At 54.1% G+C, this 16,458-nt stretch carries 10 protein-coding genes and 1 pseudogene; 4 read left to right on the plus strand and 7 right to left on the minus strand.

The annotated features are described in order from the left end of the window. Nucleotide 1: 1 nt before the first annotated feature. From argS to AWR27_RS11800, 4 genes and pseudogenes are all read right to left on the minus strand, one after another. Nucleotides 2-1,804 carry an arginine--tRNA ligase gene (argS, locus tag AWR27_RS11780; RefSeq protein ID WP_077131353.1) on the minus strand — a complete coding sequence of 601 codons (1,803 nt, stop codon included), beginning with the start codon at nucleotides 1,802-1,804 and terminating at the stop codon, nucleotides 2-4. 74 nt (nucleotides 1,805-1,878) lie between these two features. Then, a complete protein-coding gene (locus tag AWR27_RS11785) occupies nucleotides 1,879-2,988 on the minus strand; it encodes an aldose epimerase family protein (protein ID WP_077131354.1) in 1,110 nt (369 codons plus the stop codon). A gap of 14 nt (nucleotides 2,989-3,002) precedes the next feature. Further along, nucleotides 3,003-5,449 (minus strand): annotated as a pseudogene (locus AWR27_RS11790) (penicillin acylase family protein). 1 nt (nucleotide 5,450) lies between these two features. After that, on the minus strand, nucleotides 5,451-6,992 hold the full coding sequence (locus AWR27_RS11800) for a serine hydrolase domain-containing protein (RefSeq protein WP_077131356.1): 1,542 nt from the start codon (nucleotides 6,990-6,992) through the stop codon (nucleotides 5,451-5,453). A 151-nt stretch (nucleotides 6,993-7,143) separates the two neighbouring features. Between AWR27_RS11800 and AWR27_RS11805 the strand changes: the two genes are divergently transcribed. Then, nucleotides 7,144-7,665: a hypothetical protein gene (locus AWR27_RS11805; RefSeq protein WP_077131357.1), complete on the plus strand. Its 522-nt coding sequence runs from the start codon at nucleotides 7,144-7,146 to the stop codon at nucleotides 7,663-7,665. On the opposite strand, the gene AWR27_RS11810 is transcribed toward AWR27_RS11805, so the two are convergent. Next, complete coding sequence (locus tag AWR27_RS11810) at nucleotides 7,648-8,457, minus strand: peptidoglycan-binding domain-containing protein (protein ID WP_077131358.1); 810 nt, start codon at nucleotides 8,455-8,457, stop codon at nucleotides 7,648-7,650. The genes AWR27_RS11805 and AWR27_RS11810 overlap by 18 nt on opposite strands. 112 nt (nucleotides 8,458-8,569) lie before the next feature. On the opposite strand from AWR27_RS11810, the gene AWR27_RS11815 reads away from it, so the two are divergent. Continuing rightward, entirely contained in the window at nucleotides 8,570-10,879 is a 2,310-nt protein-coding gene (locus tag AWR27_RS11815; RefSeq protein WP_077131359.1) for an alpha-L-rhamnosidase-related protein, read from the plus strand. Between the two features lie 105 nt (nucleotides 10,880-10,984). On the opposite strand, the gene AWR27_RS11820 is transcribed toward AWR27_RS11815, so the two are convergent. Then, the gene (locus AWR27_RS11820; protein WP_077131360.1) at nucleotides 10,985-13,393 is read right to left on the minus strand and encodes a bifunctional YncE family protein/alkaline phosphatase family protein; all 2,409 of its coding nucleotides are present in this window, start codon (nucleotides 13,391-13,393) and stop codon (nucleotides 10,985-10,987) included. Between the two features lie 343 nt (nucleotides 13,394-13,736). Between AWR27_RS11820 and AWR27_RS11825 the strand changes: the two genes are divergently transcribed. Both AWR27_RS11825 and AWR27_RS11830 read left to right on the plus strand, forming a co-directional pair. Further along, a complete protein-coding gene (locus tag AWR27_RS11825) occupies nucleotides 13,737-14,492 on the plus strand; it encodes a DUF6733 family protein (RefSeq protein WP_077131361.1) in 756 nt (251 codons plus the stop codon). A 116-nt stretch (nucleotides 14,493-14,608) separates the two neighbouring features. Further along, on the plus strand, nucleotides 14,609-14,941 hold the full coding sequence (locus AWR27_RS11830) for a hypothetical protein (RefSeq protein WP_077131362.1): 333 nt from the start codon (nucleotides 14,609-14,611) through the stop codon (nucleotides 14,939-14,941). A 1-nt stretch (nucleotide 14,942) separates the two neighbouring features. Here the strand turns inward: AWR27_RS11830 and AWR27_RS11835 are convergent, their stop codons facing one another. After that, entirely contained in the window at nucleotides 14,943-16,454 is a 1,512-nt protein-coding gene (locus AWR27_RS11835) for an ATP-binding protein (protein ID WP_077131363.1), read from the minus strand. Between the last annotated feature and the right edge of the window lie 4 nt (nucleotides 16,455-16,458).

Raw genomic sequence — 16,458 nt, forward strand, 5'->3', positions numbered from 1 at the left:
ATTACATTTTCTCCGGGACTTCGATACCCAGTAAACCCATTGTTTGCTGAATAGTTTTCGCCACCAAATCCGACAGAACCAGGCGGGTTATCAATTTATCCGCATCAGTTTCTTTCAGAATCGGTAGTTTATCATAAAACTGATTGAACGTTTTTGCCAGGTCATACGCATACTGTGCCATGTATGAGGGTGCATAATCTGTACCCGCTTCGCGCAATCGCTGAGGATATTGGCTCAGCAGAAAAATCAGTTGCTGCTCAATCGGGTCAAGCGAGGTTGCCAACTGTCCACTGCCGACTGCCCACTGCCCACTTTCCTGGGCCTTTCGCAGCACCGACCGAATCCGGGCGTGAACGTATTGAATGTACGGGCCGGTATTACCATGCAGATCGACCGACTCGGCGGGGTTGAACTGCATTCGTTTCTGCGGGTCTACTTTCAGCAAATAATACTTCAACGCGCCTAAGCCCAGCATATGAAACAGGTTCGCTTTTTCGGCAGCACTAAACTCATCGAGTTTGCCTTTGGCAGCTTCATCGGCGGCAGTGGCGGCTGCTTCGGTGGTTTCGGCAATCAAATCATCGGCATCGACCACCGTACCCTCGCGCGATTTCATCTTGCCCGTTGGCAAATCGACCATGCCGTAGCTGAGGTGATACAGCCCACCAGCGTAGGGCCGACCCAACCGTGCCAGGATGGCAAACAGCACGTTGAAATGGTAATCCTGCTCGTTGCCCACGACCCATATTTGCCGGTCGGTGCCGAAGTCGGCGTACTTCATGTCGGTGGTGCCGAGGTCCTGCGTCATGTACACCGACGTACCATCGGAGCGTAGCACGAGTTTCTGGTCGAGGCCCGCGTCGGTCAGGTCAATCCAGACCGAACCCCGACCGGATGGTCCGTCGTCTTTGCGGAAGAATACGCCCTTTTCCAGCCCTTCGTCTACCACTTCTTTACCAAGCAGGTAGGTTTGCGACTCGTAATACGTTTTATCAAAGCTGACGCCGATGGCCTTGTATGTCTGGTCGAAACCGGCGTAGACCCAATTATTGAGCTTTTGCCAGAGGGCTACCGTTTCGGGGTCGCCCTGTTCCCAGAGCCGAAGCATCTGCTGTACTTCCTGCATAAGCGGAGCCGTTTTCTCTGCTTCTTCCTTCGGCTGACCGGCGGCCACCATCTCCTCAACCTGCGCTTTATACGCCTTGTCGAACAGTACGTAATACTTGCCAATCAGGTGATCGCCCTTCATACCCGACGACTCCGGCGTTTCATCACTACCGAACATCCGGTACGCCAGCATTGATTTGCAGATGTGAACGCCCCGGTCGTTGACGATGCAGGTTTTAACCACGTCGTAACCGTTGGCGTTCAGAATCCGGCTCATCGAGTCGCCTAAGAAATTATTGCGTAAATGGCCGAGATGCAGCGGCTTATTGGTATTGGGCGACGAAAACTCAACCATCACCGACTCACCCCGTTTCGGCAGCGTTCCGAAATTGGGGTTTTGGGCCATGTCGTTCAGTACGGTAAGCCAGGCGGCATCGGCAATGCTGATGTTCAGAAACCCCTGCACCACGTTGAAGCCACTCACCACTTCGCTGTTTTCAACCAACCACGCGCCAATAGCCTGCCCGATTTGCGCGGGCGGTTGCCGCAACGTTTTCGTGAGCGGGAATGTAACGAACGTGTACAACCCGTCGAACTCTTTTTTGGTGGGTTGCAGCGTTACCTCGCTGATTTCCTGTTGGTATAACTCGGCGATGGCCCGCTGAATGGCACTACTAACGGCTTCCTGAATATCCATGAACGACTGTTACCGCGCATACGGGCGGTTTTGCGGGGGCAAAGGTACGAAAACTCGCCAAACGCGGTTTGCTACTACCGCGCCGAGAATTTATATACCGTCGTTGACTGAAACGTTTGGCCGGGGCGGAGTACCGTTGTTGGGAAATTGGGTTGATTGGGCGAGTCGGGGAAGTGCTGCGTTTCTAAACAAAACCCGAACCGACGCCCGTAGGCAATACCTTCTTTACCAGTGAATTTGCCGTTCAGGTGATTGCCCGTGTACAGTTGTACGCCCGGCTCGGTGGTGTACATCTCCAGCACACGCCCGCTCGTAGGTTCGTAGGCCACCGCGCCTAATTTCAGCGACTTGTCATTATCAGCAAACACCCAGCAATGATCGTAGCCGTAACCGTATTTGATCTGCACATCGGTAGTATCATTAATGCGATTGCCGATGGGCGTCGGCCTGCGAAAATCGAACGGTGTTCCGGCTACGGGGCGCAGTTCGCCGGTCGGGATTTGTTTGGGCGTGGTGGGCAGGTAGCGGTCGGCGTTGATTTGCAGTTCGGTATTCAGCACGTCGCGTTTCATGCCACTCAGGTTGAAATAGGCGTGATTGGTCAGGTTGAGTACAGTCGGTTTGTCGGTGGTAGCGCGGTAGCCGATACGGAGGGCATTGTCGCGCTGAAGTGTGTAGCTGACCTCTACCGACAGATTGCCGGGATACCCTTCTTCACCATCGGGCGAGGTATATTGCAGTTTCAGCGTTGGTTCCTCACCGTCGATGACAGAGACCGACCAGTGTTTTTTGTCGAATCCGCCGGGGCCACCGTGAATGTGGTTGGTGCCATTGTTAGCGGCCAGCGTGTAGGTTTTGCCATCGAGCGTAAACGACGCGTTGGCGATGCGGTTGCCGTAGCGGCCAATCACCGGCCCAAAACTGGGCGTACCTTTCAGATAATCGGCAAACGTCGGCACGCCGAGCGTAACAGCTTCGAGTTTGCCGGTTCGGTCCGGCGTCCGTATCGCGACGATGTAGGCTCCGTAGTTCGTAATTTGTACTTCCATGCCCGATGCGTTGCGGAGCGTAAATAGGTCAACGGGCCGACCGTCGGGCATCTGACCGAACGGTGTTTTTTCGATGCCCGGTTTGAGCGGAGCAGGTACTTGAACTAAGAGCATAATGAGTAAGAGCGTTTGCATAGTTTTCGGAGGGTTTACTTTAACACCGTCGTGCTTTCAGCTACGGCGCGGATTTTCTCTTTCGAGAAAAAGACTGGAAAATAACCGTTTTCGGCCCAGAGCGGAAACAGGTCGGCGTAATGGGGGCCATCGGGATTGCCCGACTGGCCGGGGCTGTTGATACCGAGCGTTTTATCCCAGTCTTCGGTATCGACCAGAATACGAAACGATGCCCCATGGGTCTGGTTGAGGTCGTTGGCCGTGGCATTCACGGTTTCGCCGTAGCCACCCCGCGCCACCGGGCCGAGGTTGATGCGCTGCTGCATAGCCTTATCGACCAGCTTGCTGAGCGGGTGCGTGATGGTGATGTGTTTGTTTTTACGCTGCCCGTAGCTCCAGTCGTCCATGTCATTGCCGAGCCGTTCAGTTAGTTCCGCTACGGCCCGGTCGAGGCAGGTTAGCAATAGCTCGTCGCGGAGGGTGGTGCCGCCCTGTGGCGTTACTAACCAGTCGATTACCCGTTTGCTGGGTAGGCTTCGGAGGTAAGGCCGGGCGTTTTGCGGCACGTTGGTTTCATACAGTGCCTTCTTCAACTGCCCTTCCCAGGCGACGTAAATAGCTGCCGCCACCGATTCGGGTTTAAGCTGAAAATTCCACCGGCGCAGGTAGGTCAACGCCTGTTCCGTGCGGCTGTTGGGCGACGACAGATTTTGCAGCAACGGCACAAGCGTTCGCGCCGGAATGCTCAGATAGTCGGTCTGCAAGGCCATGAAATCGACTAAATTTTTGCGTGTCCCATCCGACAATACTTCTTCGATGCGGTGCGCCCGGCTTGGCCCGGCCCAGGTCCAGCCGATGGCGTTGCGGTTTGGAAAATTACTGGGCGTGAGGTTGTTATTGGCTGTTACGACATAGCCTTCGGGCGGATTCAGTTTGCTGGGCAGTTGCTGGATGGGCAGGTAGCCGCCCCACTCGAACCGCCCATCGCCCGGCACCGGCACCAAGCCCGAAAAATTCTTTCGGATAGGTGAAATGCCTACTGCCTGCCAGCCGATGGTGCCGGTTTTATCCGCCCACACCATGTTCTCGCCCGGAATCCGGCTGAACGAACATGCCTGCCGGAACTCGGCCCAGTTGCGGGCCTGATTCATCCGCAAACTGGCTAAATACGGCGCACAGCCCGTTTCGAGCCAGCCCGCCCGCACGGCGTAAGCTTTGTGATTCGGGGCGTCTTCAAACACCACCGGCCCGTGGTGGGTGTATTTCAACGTTGCCCGAACGGGTTGCCCGCCCTTTACCACAATCGTCTCGGCCAGTACGCGCATCGGCACCCAACGGCCTTTATACCGGTATTGATTCGGGTTTTTCGGGTTGGTATCATATACCAGCAGGTCTTCATTGTCGGTCTCGAAAATCGTCAGCCCCCACGCGCCGTAGTCGTTGTGCCCGATAGAAATACCCGGCAGCGTCGGTTCACCCGCGCCGACCACGTTCCAGCCGGGCGCGTTCAAATGCACCCAATACCGCAGCGAGGGCGTACTCTGCGCCCGGTGCGGGTCGTTTGCCAGCATGGGGTAGCCGCTGCTGGTTTTCCGACTCGACAGCACCCAGTTGTTCGAGCCTTCGTCTTCTGCGTTCGCCCTCACCCCCGGCCCCTCTCCCAAAACGGGAGAGGGTGCAGTGTACCCGGATGGCTCTCCCCTCTCCCCGTTTTGGGAGAGGGGCTGGGGGTGAGGGAAGGGCCGGGGCGGTTCGGCGTTCCCATGAAGGCCGCTTCGTCTTCATCGGCTTTGGTGGCCTGGCCCTGAAATTTGAGCGGCAACCGGAATGCTTCGTACAGGTCAAGAATGGGTTGAAACAGTTGGTCGCCGTTGACGTGCAGTGTCAGATCGGGTTCGGTGGGCTTCGTGGTCGGATGAAACCAGCTTAGCTCGCGGAGTTTTTCGGGACCGATGAGTTTCACCAACCGCCCGTAGTTCAGTTCGTCGCGGACATTGCCGAGCAAACCCTGATGGCGGCTGATAACGACGTCGGGCGTCCAGAAACCCGGCTTCATGTCGAGCACCCGAAACTCGAACGGTAGGTTTTCGGGTGTTTTCAGAATCTCGGCGATGTAGGCGTTGATGCCCTCCACAAACGCCCGCACAATCTGCGGCCCACGTGGGTGATAGTGCAGCAATTCTTTGTTCAGGTTGCCACGGAAGCGAAACAGCCGCGTCCCCACGTCGCGCTTCACTTCCTGCGGACCGAGCAGTTCGGCAACGGTGCCGGTGGCCTGCCTGCGCCAGATTTCCAACTGAAACAGCCGGTCCTGCGCGGCCTGATAGCCCTGCGCCCAGAACAAATCGTGTTCGTTTTTGGCGTAGATATGATTCACCCCCCACTGGTCGCGAATGACCTCAACGGGCTGTTGCAGCCGCTGGGCGGTAATGGAGTGAAAAATTAAAAGTGAAAAGTTAAGAGTAAGGGCGAGTTGGCGCATATTAGTGCGGTTCGGGGTGTTCGAGGGTGAACGTTACGGCTGGCAAACGCCCGCCGTTGGCTTGCCGGGCACGGCTATAGGCCCGAGCTACGAACGTGGTAATATCGGTGCCGTCGTTGCTCGGAAACCGGCCCGTTTGGCGGTGCAGCGCGTTGGTAAACAGCACAACGGTCATATTATCAGGCAGTTTCATCCAGATGGTGCGGAAGCCGTAATACGGCACGATATTATTGAAATACCACCAGCCGTCGTGATACGCGAAGTTGCCGAGATTAGATGATATGCGAAAACAGCCCATGTTGTTGAGCAGCAATGAATCTTTAAACGCCGTTGACAATACCGACTGATCGGGCGACGATAGCACGGTGGCGTAGAGCGTTCCGGCTTCGCGGGGCGTCATGTACCAGCCGTAGGCCCCAACAGTCGAAGAGAAATTGCCTGGATTCCAGCCTGCTGCCCCCGTGTGCGGATACGAATAGCCGTAAGTAATGTTGCCCGATGGGAACGTAGGTACAATATTCGTTAGCCCCACTTTTTCCAGTACGTTTTGCTGAATGTAGGCTACGTACCGTTGTTGCGTCTGCTGATCGTCGGTAGCGTCGGTGCCCGTGAAGGTATAGCCCGTCAGAGCCGGAATCAGCACCCGAAACAATCCGACGTTGGCGTTCTGGTAGCAATATTGCCCCCGGTTGGCTGCGGTTACTCCTTTGGCAATCAGTTGCTTCAGGCCCGTATAAATATTTTCTGAAAAGGCTCCATTCACGCAGTTGTTGCCCAATCCTATGATACCACTGCGGTGAGTCAGCAACTCGCGAAACGTAATCTGGTCGACGTTCGGGCCTTTAGGCCAGGAGGGCGGCAGATAGGCCGCAATCCGGTCGGTTGAGCGAATGCCTTTCTGCGCCATCAGTTGCACAAACGCCATAGCAGTCAGTGTCTTACTCATACTGGCCATGTGCATTTTCGAGTCGATTGTGTAAGGTCGTTGTCCTTCGGGGTCAGTCGTCCGCGACTGAAAACCGCCCGTACCCGATGCGGCCAGTGTATTGCCCTGAAAAATGGTAAAACCGTAGCCAATGTCTTTGTTTTGAAGCGAATCGGTCAGAGCCTGTGCAAAGAGCCTCGCCAGCGTTATATTCATCTGAAACGATACCACCGGGCCGTAAGTCGTGTTGCTACCAACCGTGACGTAGGCGCGGGCATAGTAGGTCGCGCCGTTGTCGAGACCCGTAAGCGTGGTTGTCAAACTCGCAGGCAGAGCCGTCAGGCTGAGCGTCTGCGTCGTTTTGTTATCGGTTAGCGTTGGCTGTGCATTCATTTTCGACCAGACGTATCCGACCGTAAGGGCCTGCCCCGTCGGTGCCGAGGTTAGCGTTGACGACACAAACGCCGTGGTCGTACTGCGCGGTTCGCCGATGGCCGACGGGCCGAATGTGATTATCACGGGTGGGGCGGGTTCGTCCTGTTCGCGCTTACAGCTATAAATAAGCAACAGACATACGCTTAACAGGGCGAGGTACGTAGTAAAACGTGCTAAATTCATACGAGTCAGGTCCAGGATGCCGGAATATAGTATAAATACGGCTGATTAGTCGTTTTTAATGCGTTTCTAACAAAGTCTAATCGCCTTTTAATGAACGGAATCTTTTCTATTTTTTATTTAGAGCTATCAAGCTAATCCCAACTCAATCGCCATGAAACCGCTCTTACTCCTTCTTTGCTGTGCGCTGCTCGGCACTGGCTGCGTTAATATGCAGTCGAACGTAAAACGCGATGCTGTTCCGCAATTCAAGCGCATTCTGGTTGTCACCAAAAGCCGGAAGGCTTTGGATACATACGCACGTTCATTTCTGCGGGTTTTTCCAAGCAACTACGAAGTATGCTCAGTAGCCGTCAGTCAGCTTGCGTTCGATGAGAAAGAGACCATTCGCAAACAGGCCGATTTATGCCAGAGTGACGTAGTTTTATTGGTCGATGTTGTTCACGCTGGCGACGCTTTACCGTGGAATCCTACGGGCGATGGCATGTCACAGTTGAATCTGGAAATGCGCCCGGTCAACTCCGATCAGCCGTTCTGGAAAGCTATCGTGTCTATGTCGCGTACTTTGGGCGAACGGGTGCCACCCGAGCGGGTTGCCCGTCAGTTAGCCAAAGATGGCATCATCTCCGGTCAACTCCCATCAGCCGCGCAATCGGAACTACAGGCTCTCAATTGAGTACAAATCAATTGTCGTATTCTGGAAGTTGCGGACGCGGGCAAACACCGCCGTGCCGTTGTTGCTACCCCGCGAGTCGGTGTTGCCCTCGATGGTCTCGATTACGTCGCCCGACCGGCTGATGATTAGCCCCGCATGAAACCAGTCGTTATTGGCCGGATTGCGGATCAGAAACACATCGCCGGGTTTGATACGGCCCGGATTGTTCCGCAGCGTAGCCGAGCGGGTGAGTCGACCGTTGGCCTGCCCGCCCTGCGCCAGTATGTCGCAACTGAGCGTCTGGGGCATGATGTCTGTAAACCGACGCCCAAACACCGACGCCACCTGATCGAGTACGGCCTGCAAAAAACCCACACACCATTTGAACGGCGAACCGTCGTTACTGTCGCAGTAGGCCCGCACCCAGGGACCGAGGTTCTGGGCATCGTCGGTCTGGAGTTCGGCGGCCCGTTGTTTCAGATGAAGCTGAGCAATTTGTACAACTGCCTTCCGAACGTCGGTGCCGGTAGGTGCGGTCTGAAACGCCGTAGCCATCGGTCGGCAAAGTTCGGCGAAGAGAGCGGGCGTAACGATACCCGTTCGCGGCACCCGAATAGCCCGCTGAAAATTACGAACAGCCTGCTGCGTAGCGGGGCCAAAATCGCTGTCGAGGGCGGTAATCAGCGATGCGTTCGGGAAGCGGAGAGCGTTCAGACACAACCACTCCTGCACCCGCCGAACGTTGGGGCCAACGTCGCCCCGCTGCACGGTGGTGGTAAAACGCAGTTCGGTTTGAAAGTCGTTTTTAAGCATGGCCAACAGGTTAGCTGAATTAGTTAAGTTGCCATCTGGCGCGAGCCTTACGAAGGTCTGAAAACTGAGTCAACATTGCTATCTTCCGGCCCGGATTCTTCCCCCCGCACACATGCCTTTGATTATTCGGTTCACTCTCTTCCTGTTTCTGACAATACCAGCCACCGCACAGCCATTTCAGGCACTCTGGCTTTCGACCTCGCCCGGCCCCACCACGCCCAATAGCTGGCATTGTTTCCGGCACAGCACCACGCTCACCGCCCTACCCAAACGTGCTTTGGCCCGCATCGCTGTCGATAGCAAATACTGGCTCTGGGTCAACGGCAAACAGGTGGTGTATGAGGGCGGGCTGAAACGAGGCCCCAACCCACGCGATACGTACTACGACGAAGTTGACCTCGCGCCCTACCTGCAACCGGGCCGTAACAGCGTAGCCGTGCTGGTGTGGTTCTGGGGCGGCAAAGGGTTTTCGCACAACAACAGCGGACAGGCGGGGCTGATCTTTGACTGCGAAACCGACAGCGGGCCGCTGTTTCCGAAGTTTGGCTGGAAGGCTCAGCCGCACCCGGCCTACGAACCGTCGCAGCTACCCAAACCCAACTTCCGACTTTCAGAACCCAACATCCGATTCAACGCCCAGCATGATGTACCCGGCTGGCAAACCGCCACTTACGACGATAATGCCTGGCCCCGTGCGCTGATTGTAGGCCGGGCCGGAACCGCGCCCTGGGGCCTGCTTGCCCCGCGCCCGATTCCGCTTTTCAGGAATTACGGTCTGAAAAACTATGTCCGCACCGTTCGCAAATCAGGGCAGGCCGGTAAACCCGATACGCTGGTAGCCACGCTGCCGTATGATTGCCACGCATCGCCCGTGCTAACGGTGAAAGCCGCTGCCGGTCAGCGGATTACAATTGGCTCCGATACGTATTACATGGGGGCTATGGGGCAGGATTCGCTGTACACCAACGGGGCCGAGTACATTACGCGGGCGGGGTTGCAAACCTACGAATCGCTCGGCTGGCTGTCGGGGCACGAAATCCGGTACGCGCTGCCAAAAGGCGTAGAGGTCGTGAACGTGCAGTACCGCGAAACAGGCTACAATGCCGCCTTTGCCGGGTCGTTTCGGTGCAACGACCCGCTGCTGAACCGGTTGTGGCAGAAAGCGCAACGGACGCTCTACCTCAATATGCGCGACAATTTTATGGACTGCCCCGACCGCGAACGGGCGCAGTGGGCGGGCGACGCGGCCCTGCAAATGGGGCAGACGTTTTACGCCCTCGACAGCAACGCCACCGCCTTAGGCCGCAAGCTGTATCTGAACCTCGCCGACTGGCAGCGGCCCGACAGTGTGATCTACAACCCCGTACCCGAATCCGACTGGAAAAACGAACTGCCCGTTCATTCGCTTATGCCACTATTTGAAAGCTGGCGGTATTTCCGGCACACCCGCGACACGGCCACGCTGCGGCATATTTATCCCGCCATGCGCCGGTATCTGGCCCTCTGGAAACCCGACTCGACCGGACGGCTCAACTACCGCAAAGGTGGCTGGGACTGGGGCGACTGGGGAACCAATCAGGATATGGTGCTGATTCAGCATGGCTGGTACGTACTGGCTCTGCAAACGGCCATGCACACAGCAGACCTGCTTCGCCAACCCACCCACCGCGCCGAATACCAGCAAAAGCACGACCGCATCGTAACGTTCCTGAACAGCCCCGCCTGCTGGAACGGACAAGCCTACCGCGACTCGGCCAGTCGCCAACCCACCGACGACCGCGCCAACGCGCTGATGGTTCTGGCGGGCGTGGCCGACTCTGCGAAGTACAGTGCTCTGAGTCGCGTATTTGCCACACAGCAGTATGCCAGTCCCTACATGGAAAAATTTGTACTCGAAAGCCTGATTCAGATGAACCGGCTCCCGCAGGCCATCGCCCGCATGAAGGCGCGTTACAAAGCCATGACTAACAGCCGATTAAGCACACTTTGGGAGCTTTGGGAATACGATGACCGACCCGGCGTGGCCCACGGCAACAGCGGCTACAACCACGGCTGGTCGGGCGGGCCGCTGCTGTTGCTGTCGGAGTACGTGGCCGGTCTCTCGCCTGGCGAGCGTTTGGGAACGTACCGAATTTTCCCGCAGCTTGGTGGCCTGACGAGCGTTTCGGCGTCCATGCCCGCCACTTCGGGGCTGCTTGCTATGCAACTCAACAAAACGCCAGCGGCTCTGACCATGACCGTGACGGTTCCGGCGCGGGTTTCGGCTACCGTTGGCGTACCGCTGTCGGGTCTGGCAGGCAAACGGGTGCTGTGTAACGGCAAGCCCCTCGCGGAAACGCCCGCCGTTCGGTTTGTCGAAAAAAACAGCCGGTACTACATCGTCGAAGTACCGGCTGGAACGTATCGGTTTGGGGTAATGTAGATTGGAACACAGATTGTACGGATGCTACGGATGAACACGATTTTCCTTCGTACACAAAAAGAAATCCGTGTTCATCCGTAGCATCCGTACAATCTGTGTTCCCCTTTAATCGTCCGTGTCCATTACATTCAGGAATGCACCCCGGCGCGGGGCAGGCATCACGGCGTTTTCGCCTTTCACAGCTTTCCAGATGATTTCGCTGAACAGCCGGTCGTCAATTTTGTCGGCGTAACGCAGGTCGAGTTTTTCCGACTGCCGGGCGGGTTCGGTCATGGCCGTGTTTTTGGTCTCAAGGTCGATGTTGGCCGGAATGTGGGTGTAGGGCGTCAGATCGGCTTTATTCGTAAAGCAGGCGTACATGGGCCGCGCCCCAGCGTCGTATTGACTCATCGGCGGTAAACCCAGAATCAACTCCATCGTGCGCAACATCCCCGACGTCGAATACATGGTATGGTCCACGTGCCGCCGTTTGGTGTAGGGGCTGATAACGAGCGCGGGCGACCGGTGTGCATCGACGTGGTCGGGGCCGTTCTGGGCGTCGTCTTCGAGTACAAACACCGCCGATTCTTTCCAGATGGGGCTTTTCGACAGGTATTCAACGAACCGACCAACGGCTAAGTCGTTATCGGCAACGTGGGCGGCTGGCGTGGGCGCACCGATGCGGGCACCGCTCGTGTGGTCGTTGCCGAGCCGGATGCTGCTGAAATGTGGCACAGCCTCGCGGGTAATGAGCGAATCGAGGTCTTTTTTCCAGATTTCAACCCGGTCGATGTCTTTCACGTTCAGGTCATAATCGGGGTAGTTGGGCGCAAACCGACCGTCGAGGGCCGAACCTTTGCGTCGGGCGTAGGCTTCAAACTCGCCGTAGCTGCGGTAGCGCAGGCCCGCCCGCTGGCAATAGTCCCAGATGAATCCTTTTTTGGGATACGCCACAGGCCGCGAGCCTTCGTAATCGTAGCTGCCGCCCCGACCGCCGTAGCTGGTGGGCCAGGTTTTTTCGACGTAATCGTTAGCGTAGGCTGCCATGCTCCAGTTATGCCCGTCGGCACTCACCTCGGCATCGACGTAGAAGTTATCCAACAGCACAAACTCGCGGGCCAGTGCGTGCTGATTGGGCGTAATTTTTTCGGGAAACAAACACAGCGACGTGTCGCCGTTACCACCGGGCATATCGCCAAACACCTGATCGTAGGTACGGTTTTCCTTGATGATGTAAAAGACATATTTAATCTGCGCTGACTTCTGCCCTACCTGCTTCGGAATGGGCGAATCGGCGGGCCAATCGGTGCCAATGGCCGTTTTTTCGCGTTCTTTCGTGTAAGGTGTATTGCCGTACACCAATTTCGTCAGGCTGGCAAGTTCAGCCGCTTTGGGCATCTCGAACACCGACAGCGTACCCTTGAACAAACCGCCTATATACTCCGTACCAACTTCGCGACGCTTGTAGGGATTTGGCCCTTTCGGGTTGGCTTTTGATGAGAACCCTTTGCCATTGGCAACCATCACTTTCCGGTCAGCTATCTTCACTGACGTTGGATACCAGCCCGTTGGAATGAACCCCAGCGAACGGCTTTTGGGCGGTTTGCCCGCCGTTACTGCCGACACGTCGAACACCGCTAAACAGTTATTATCGGCGTTGGCAACGAGCAGTGTTTTGGCGTCGGCAGTCAGGGCGAGGCCGTTGGGCGTGCTGCCCGCCGGAGCGTCGGGATAGAGGGCCGTATTCAGCGTTTCAGTTACTTTTCTGGCCCTTACGTCAATGACCGACACGGCGTTTTCGTTGGCGCACGCCACGAACAGGTATCGCCCGTTTGGGGTGAATACCAGATCATTCGGATGGTCTGCCGTAGCAATTTCACCGCTAAGCTTTTGTTGCTTCGGATCGTAAACAACTACTTTTGCGCCACCCCAAACGGTGATAAAAAGCTCGTCGCCCACCGGCGAACGCAGGCAGGTATAGGGTTCGGCAGGCAGTTTGATACGCTGCGAAACCTGCTTCGTAGTCAGGTCGCACACGTAAAGCGAACTATCGTCTTTGGTTACGGCGTAGAGCGTTTGCCCGCTGCGGTCGGTCTCGACGCCCGCCACCGATATACGCGGAGTCATGGCCTTGCCCAGCACGACCGAATCGATTTTTACCAACTTATCGCCCGACACGTCGTAAATCAGCACCCGGTTATCGTTGCCACCTGAGGCCAGCAGCCGTTTGCCATCGGGCATGAAGCGCAGCCCCACCCACGATTTTTTGATTTCAACCTCATCCAATACACCGCCCGACACGTCGATCAGTTGAATCGACTGGGTGCTTTGGCCGTTGTTGGTTACGGCGAGCCGGGTGTTTTTGGGGTTGAGTGCCATGTTGAGCGGCAAATCGCCGAGGGGTAGCGACCGGCCCGTGGGCGTCAGGCTCCAGCCGTTGGGCAGAGTAACGCGCGGGGCTGTTTGGGGCGTTTGGGCAACTGACGCTGCACAGCAAACGAGCGTGAAAAAGGCAAGGATTTTGAGGAAGCGCATAAAGAGAAACGTTTTTAGCAAATGTACGCCCGTTTCAGATGCCCGGTGTTACGGGGGTATTAAGACCGAAGGGATATTTGGGAGCCGTTGCAGGCAGTTGGGGTTCTGTAATGCGTTACCCGAAAGCCTACATCATATAAAAACCTATTTTCTTAAAAAATTTATCTTTTTTCCTAAAACAGGTCTATTTCACGACTAATCTGTTAGAAAATAGTAAGAATTGAATTAGAATTGGATTAGAATCAATAGTGGTTGAAAACTAAGTTTTTCCGAATAAAGTTTGGCTTTATGACTCAACTGCATGAGTCTCAACCGTATTTTTTAATTTTTACAATATTTTATTATGAAAAAGTTCAATTATCTACCACTTGTATTTTTTGTTGTGGTTTCGCTATCAGCGCAGGCTCAGACGCCCCGTAAGTCGAACTACAGCATCAGCCTGAATCAGGACAGCTTCTTCGGGTTTTACCCCACCATCAACGGTAGCCTGCAACTGAACAGCAAAACTGACTGGACATTCTACGGCATTTTCTGGACAACGCCTTCCTTTGGCACGGGCGGGGGTGGTGGTCTCTGGACGGAGGTAGGCACGGGCATTAATGTCAACACGCTGAACGGTGCGCTGAAAATTAACCCGCAGATTGGCTTCACCAACGGCAAGTTGCTCTCGAACGGTGCTTTCCCGATGTTTGCCGAAGGACTTGTGCCCAGCCTGACTGCCAATCTGAACACCAAGCGGCTGGAGGGTCAGTATTACCTCGGCTACTACGCAGCCATCCGCAAAGGGCAGATACCATCTCCCGACCAAAGCCAGCGGCTAATTAATGCACCTTCGCAGAACAACTTCCTGCACTGGTGGGTAAACGCAGGCTACAAAGTCTCGTCGGTAGTATCGCTGGGCGCACATTACGAACACCTGCGCTCGAACCCCAGCGTGGGCAATTCGAGCAACGTCTACAAATGGGCCGGGCCATACGTACAGGCCGCATTGCCCAACGGTCTGACACTCCGCTTCACGGGTGGCTCAAACGTGCTCGACCGCCCGGCAACCGACGGTAACAACTCATTCTACAAAATGACGGCTTCTTTCGGGTTTTAATTTTTCTCTCCTGTACACCTCTTTTCAGGGCTGCTTCGGTAACGGAGCGGCCCTGTTGACTTTTATCGGTATCTTCAATCAATTTTGTGAACCCAATCATCCAAATTATAACCCACATGACCAAACAAATACTTCTCTTCGCGCTGCTGCTACCGAATCTGCTTCTGGCGCAAAAAGCCAAAAAAGCGGCCACACCCGCGCCCGACAAAGACAAACAAACGGCCATTGCCAGCCTCGACAGCCGCTTTTCGGACTACGCGGGCATCTCGAAACAAATCTGGGATTTCGCCGAACTCGGCTACATGGAAGAAAAAAGTTCGGCCCTGTTGCAGGAGCAGCTTCGCAAAGAAGGCTTCACCGTGTCGGCGGGCGTGGCGGGCATTCCAACGGCGTTTGTCGCTACGTTGTCAGTTAAGATCCCTATATGCTTTATAATAAATGTGTGGTAGGCTAATCTACTTTGTAAGATAATCTTAGCAAATTATCTTTTATTAATTTGATAGTGTCAGGATCAAATTTATGAGTGACAGAATATGCTTTCCACTCGGCTACTCCGTCATAAGCACACTGTCTAATAAATTGCACTATTTCACTTACTCCGCTGAGTTGTGACCAATAGGGATGCGATCTGTTCAGTATCACTATGACTTTATCTAAGTAAGCTGTTGACTGAATCAATACATATGGCTCGTAAGGAGACATATTTTCATCTATATATAGTTTTACTCTGAGGCCACCTATCATTATGTCGAAGGTTGGTTCAGTTCTTTTCTCTACAGACTTTATTACAATTTCATTGGCACCTTTTATAACTTCCTCATCAGGTATCTCGAACGTATTAAGGAATGTTTCAACATAGGTTGAACTCAATTCCTCCTCAACAGTTTGTATAGCTACTTTAAAGTCAACATTTGATGGTTGCCTTTCATCAACATTGCGATTAGAATTTTTTGGCCGTAGAGCCAAAGCCCTCAAATCTCCACATTGCTCTTGCAGCTTAGCTTCTAATAATTCTTGTTCATCTCCTTTAAAGAGTACCTCATCTTTAGTATGACTAACATCGAAGCCATCTAAATACAGTTCTCCAACTAACCTTTGGTTTACCAAATCATTCGATCCTCCCTCCTGCGGGCCAAATAACGTTTCGGGACGATAAGATGAAGGCCAACCTTTTATCACTCTATCAGCTTGAATAATTGAGAAGCCAGCATCTGCCCGGCTGCCTTTTGCGAGAACTCCTGCCCAACCCGTGACTCGTTTGTCGTCCACAGAGAAATCTATGTTTCTAATCAATGGCTCTCCTTCTTGCTTAATCAGACGATTAAACAGCTCTTGACTGCTCCAAGTTAATTTTTCCTCCGACCAAAATAAAGAAAGAATACCTTTGTCTATATCTTTCCTATACATTGATCTCAAATATCTCTTTGTTTTATCTATTGTTCTGCCGTAAAATTTTTGGTTTAACTTCTGAATTTGAATAATAGTGTAGTGTTCCTCGGTTGGCAAATCCTTTTTTACAGTATAGTAAAGGGCCTTGTCCCCATTGGCTATTTTTTCTGCATTCACTTCCACAAAGTGTTCCTCAGTTTCCCCAAGTTTTTTTGTTCTAATACTCCAAAAATTGCCCAACCAAAAAGAAGCCGTTTTCATACCGAGACCGTATTTGGAGCGGCCCGATGTAATAATTGGAGGACGGCCAATTATTACAGAATTCTGTAACTCTTCATATGTCATTCCAATTGAATTATCAGAAACGGTAATCAATCCATCTGGGTAAGTACTATCGTAATTAATTTTGACAATTAACTCCTGGCCATTCTTCTCGAAAATGGCGTCTAACAATTCTCGATTATTATAATACGCTTGGGTAGAGTTATCAACAAACTCCGCAAGGGCATACCAAAGCGTATATGAAAGACGCTTGTATGAGCTAATTATTTCAAGGCCAAGTTGTAACTCCATCTCG

It is taken from the genome of Spirosoma montaniterrae (genome assembly GCF_001988955.1).
GTDB classification, from domain to species: Bacteria; Bacteroidota; Bacteroidia; order Cytophagales; family Spirosomataceae; genus Spirosoma; species Spirosoma montaniterrae.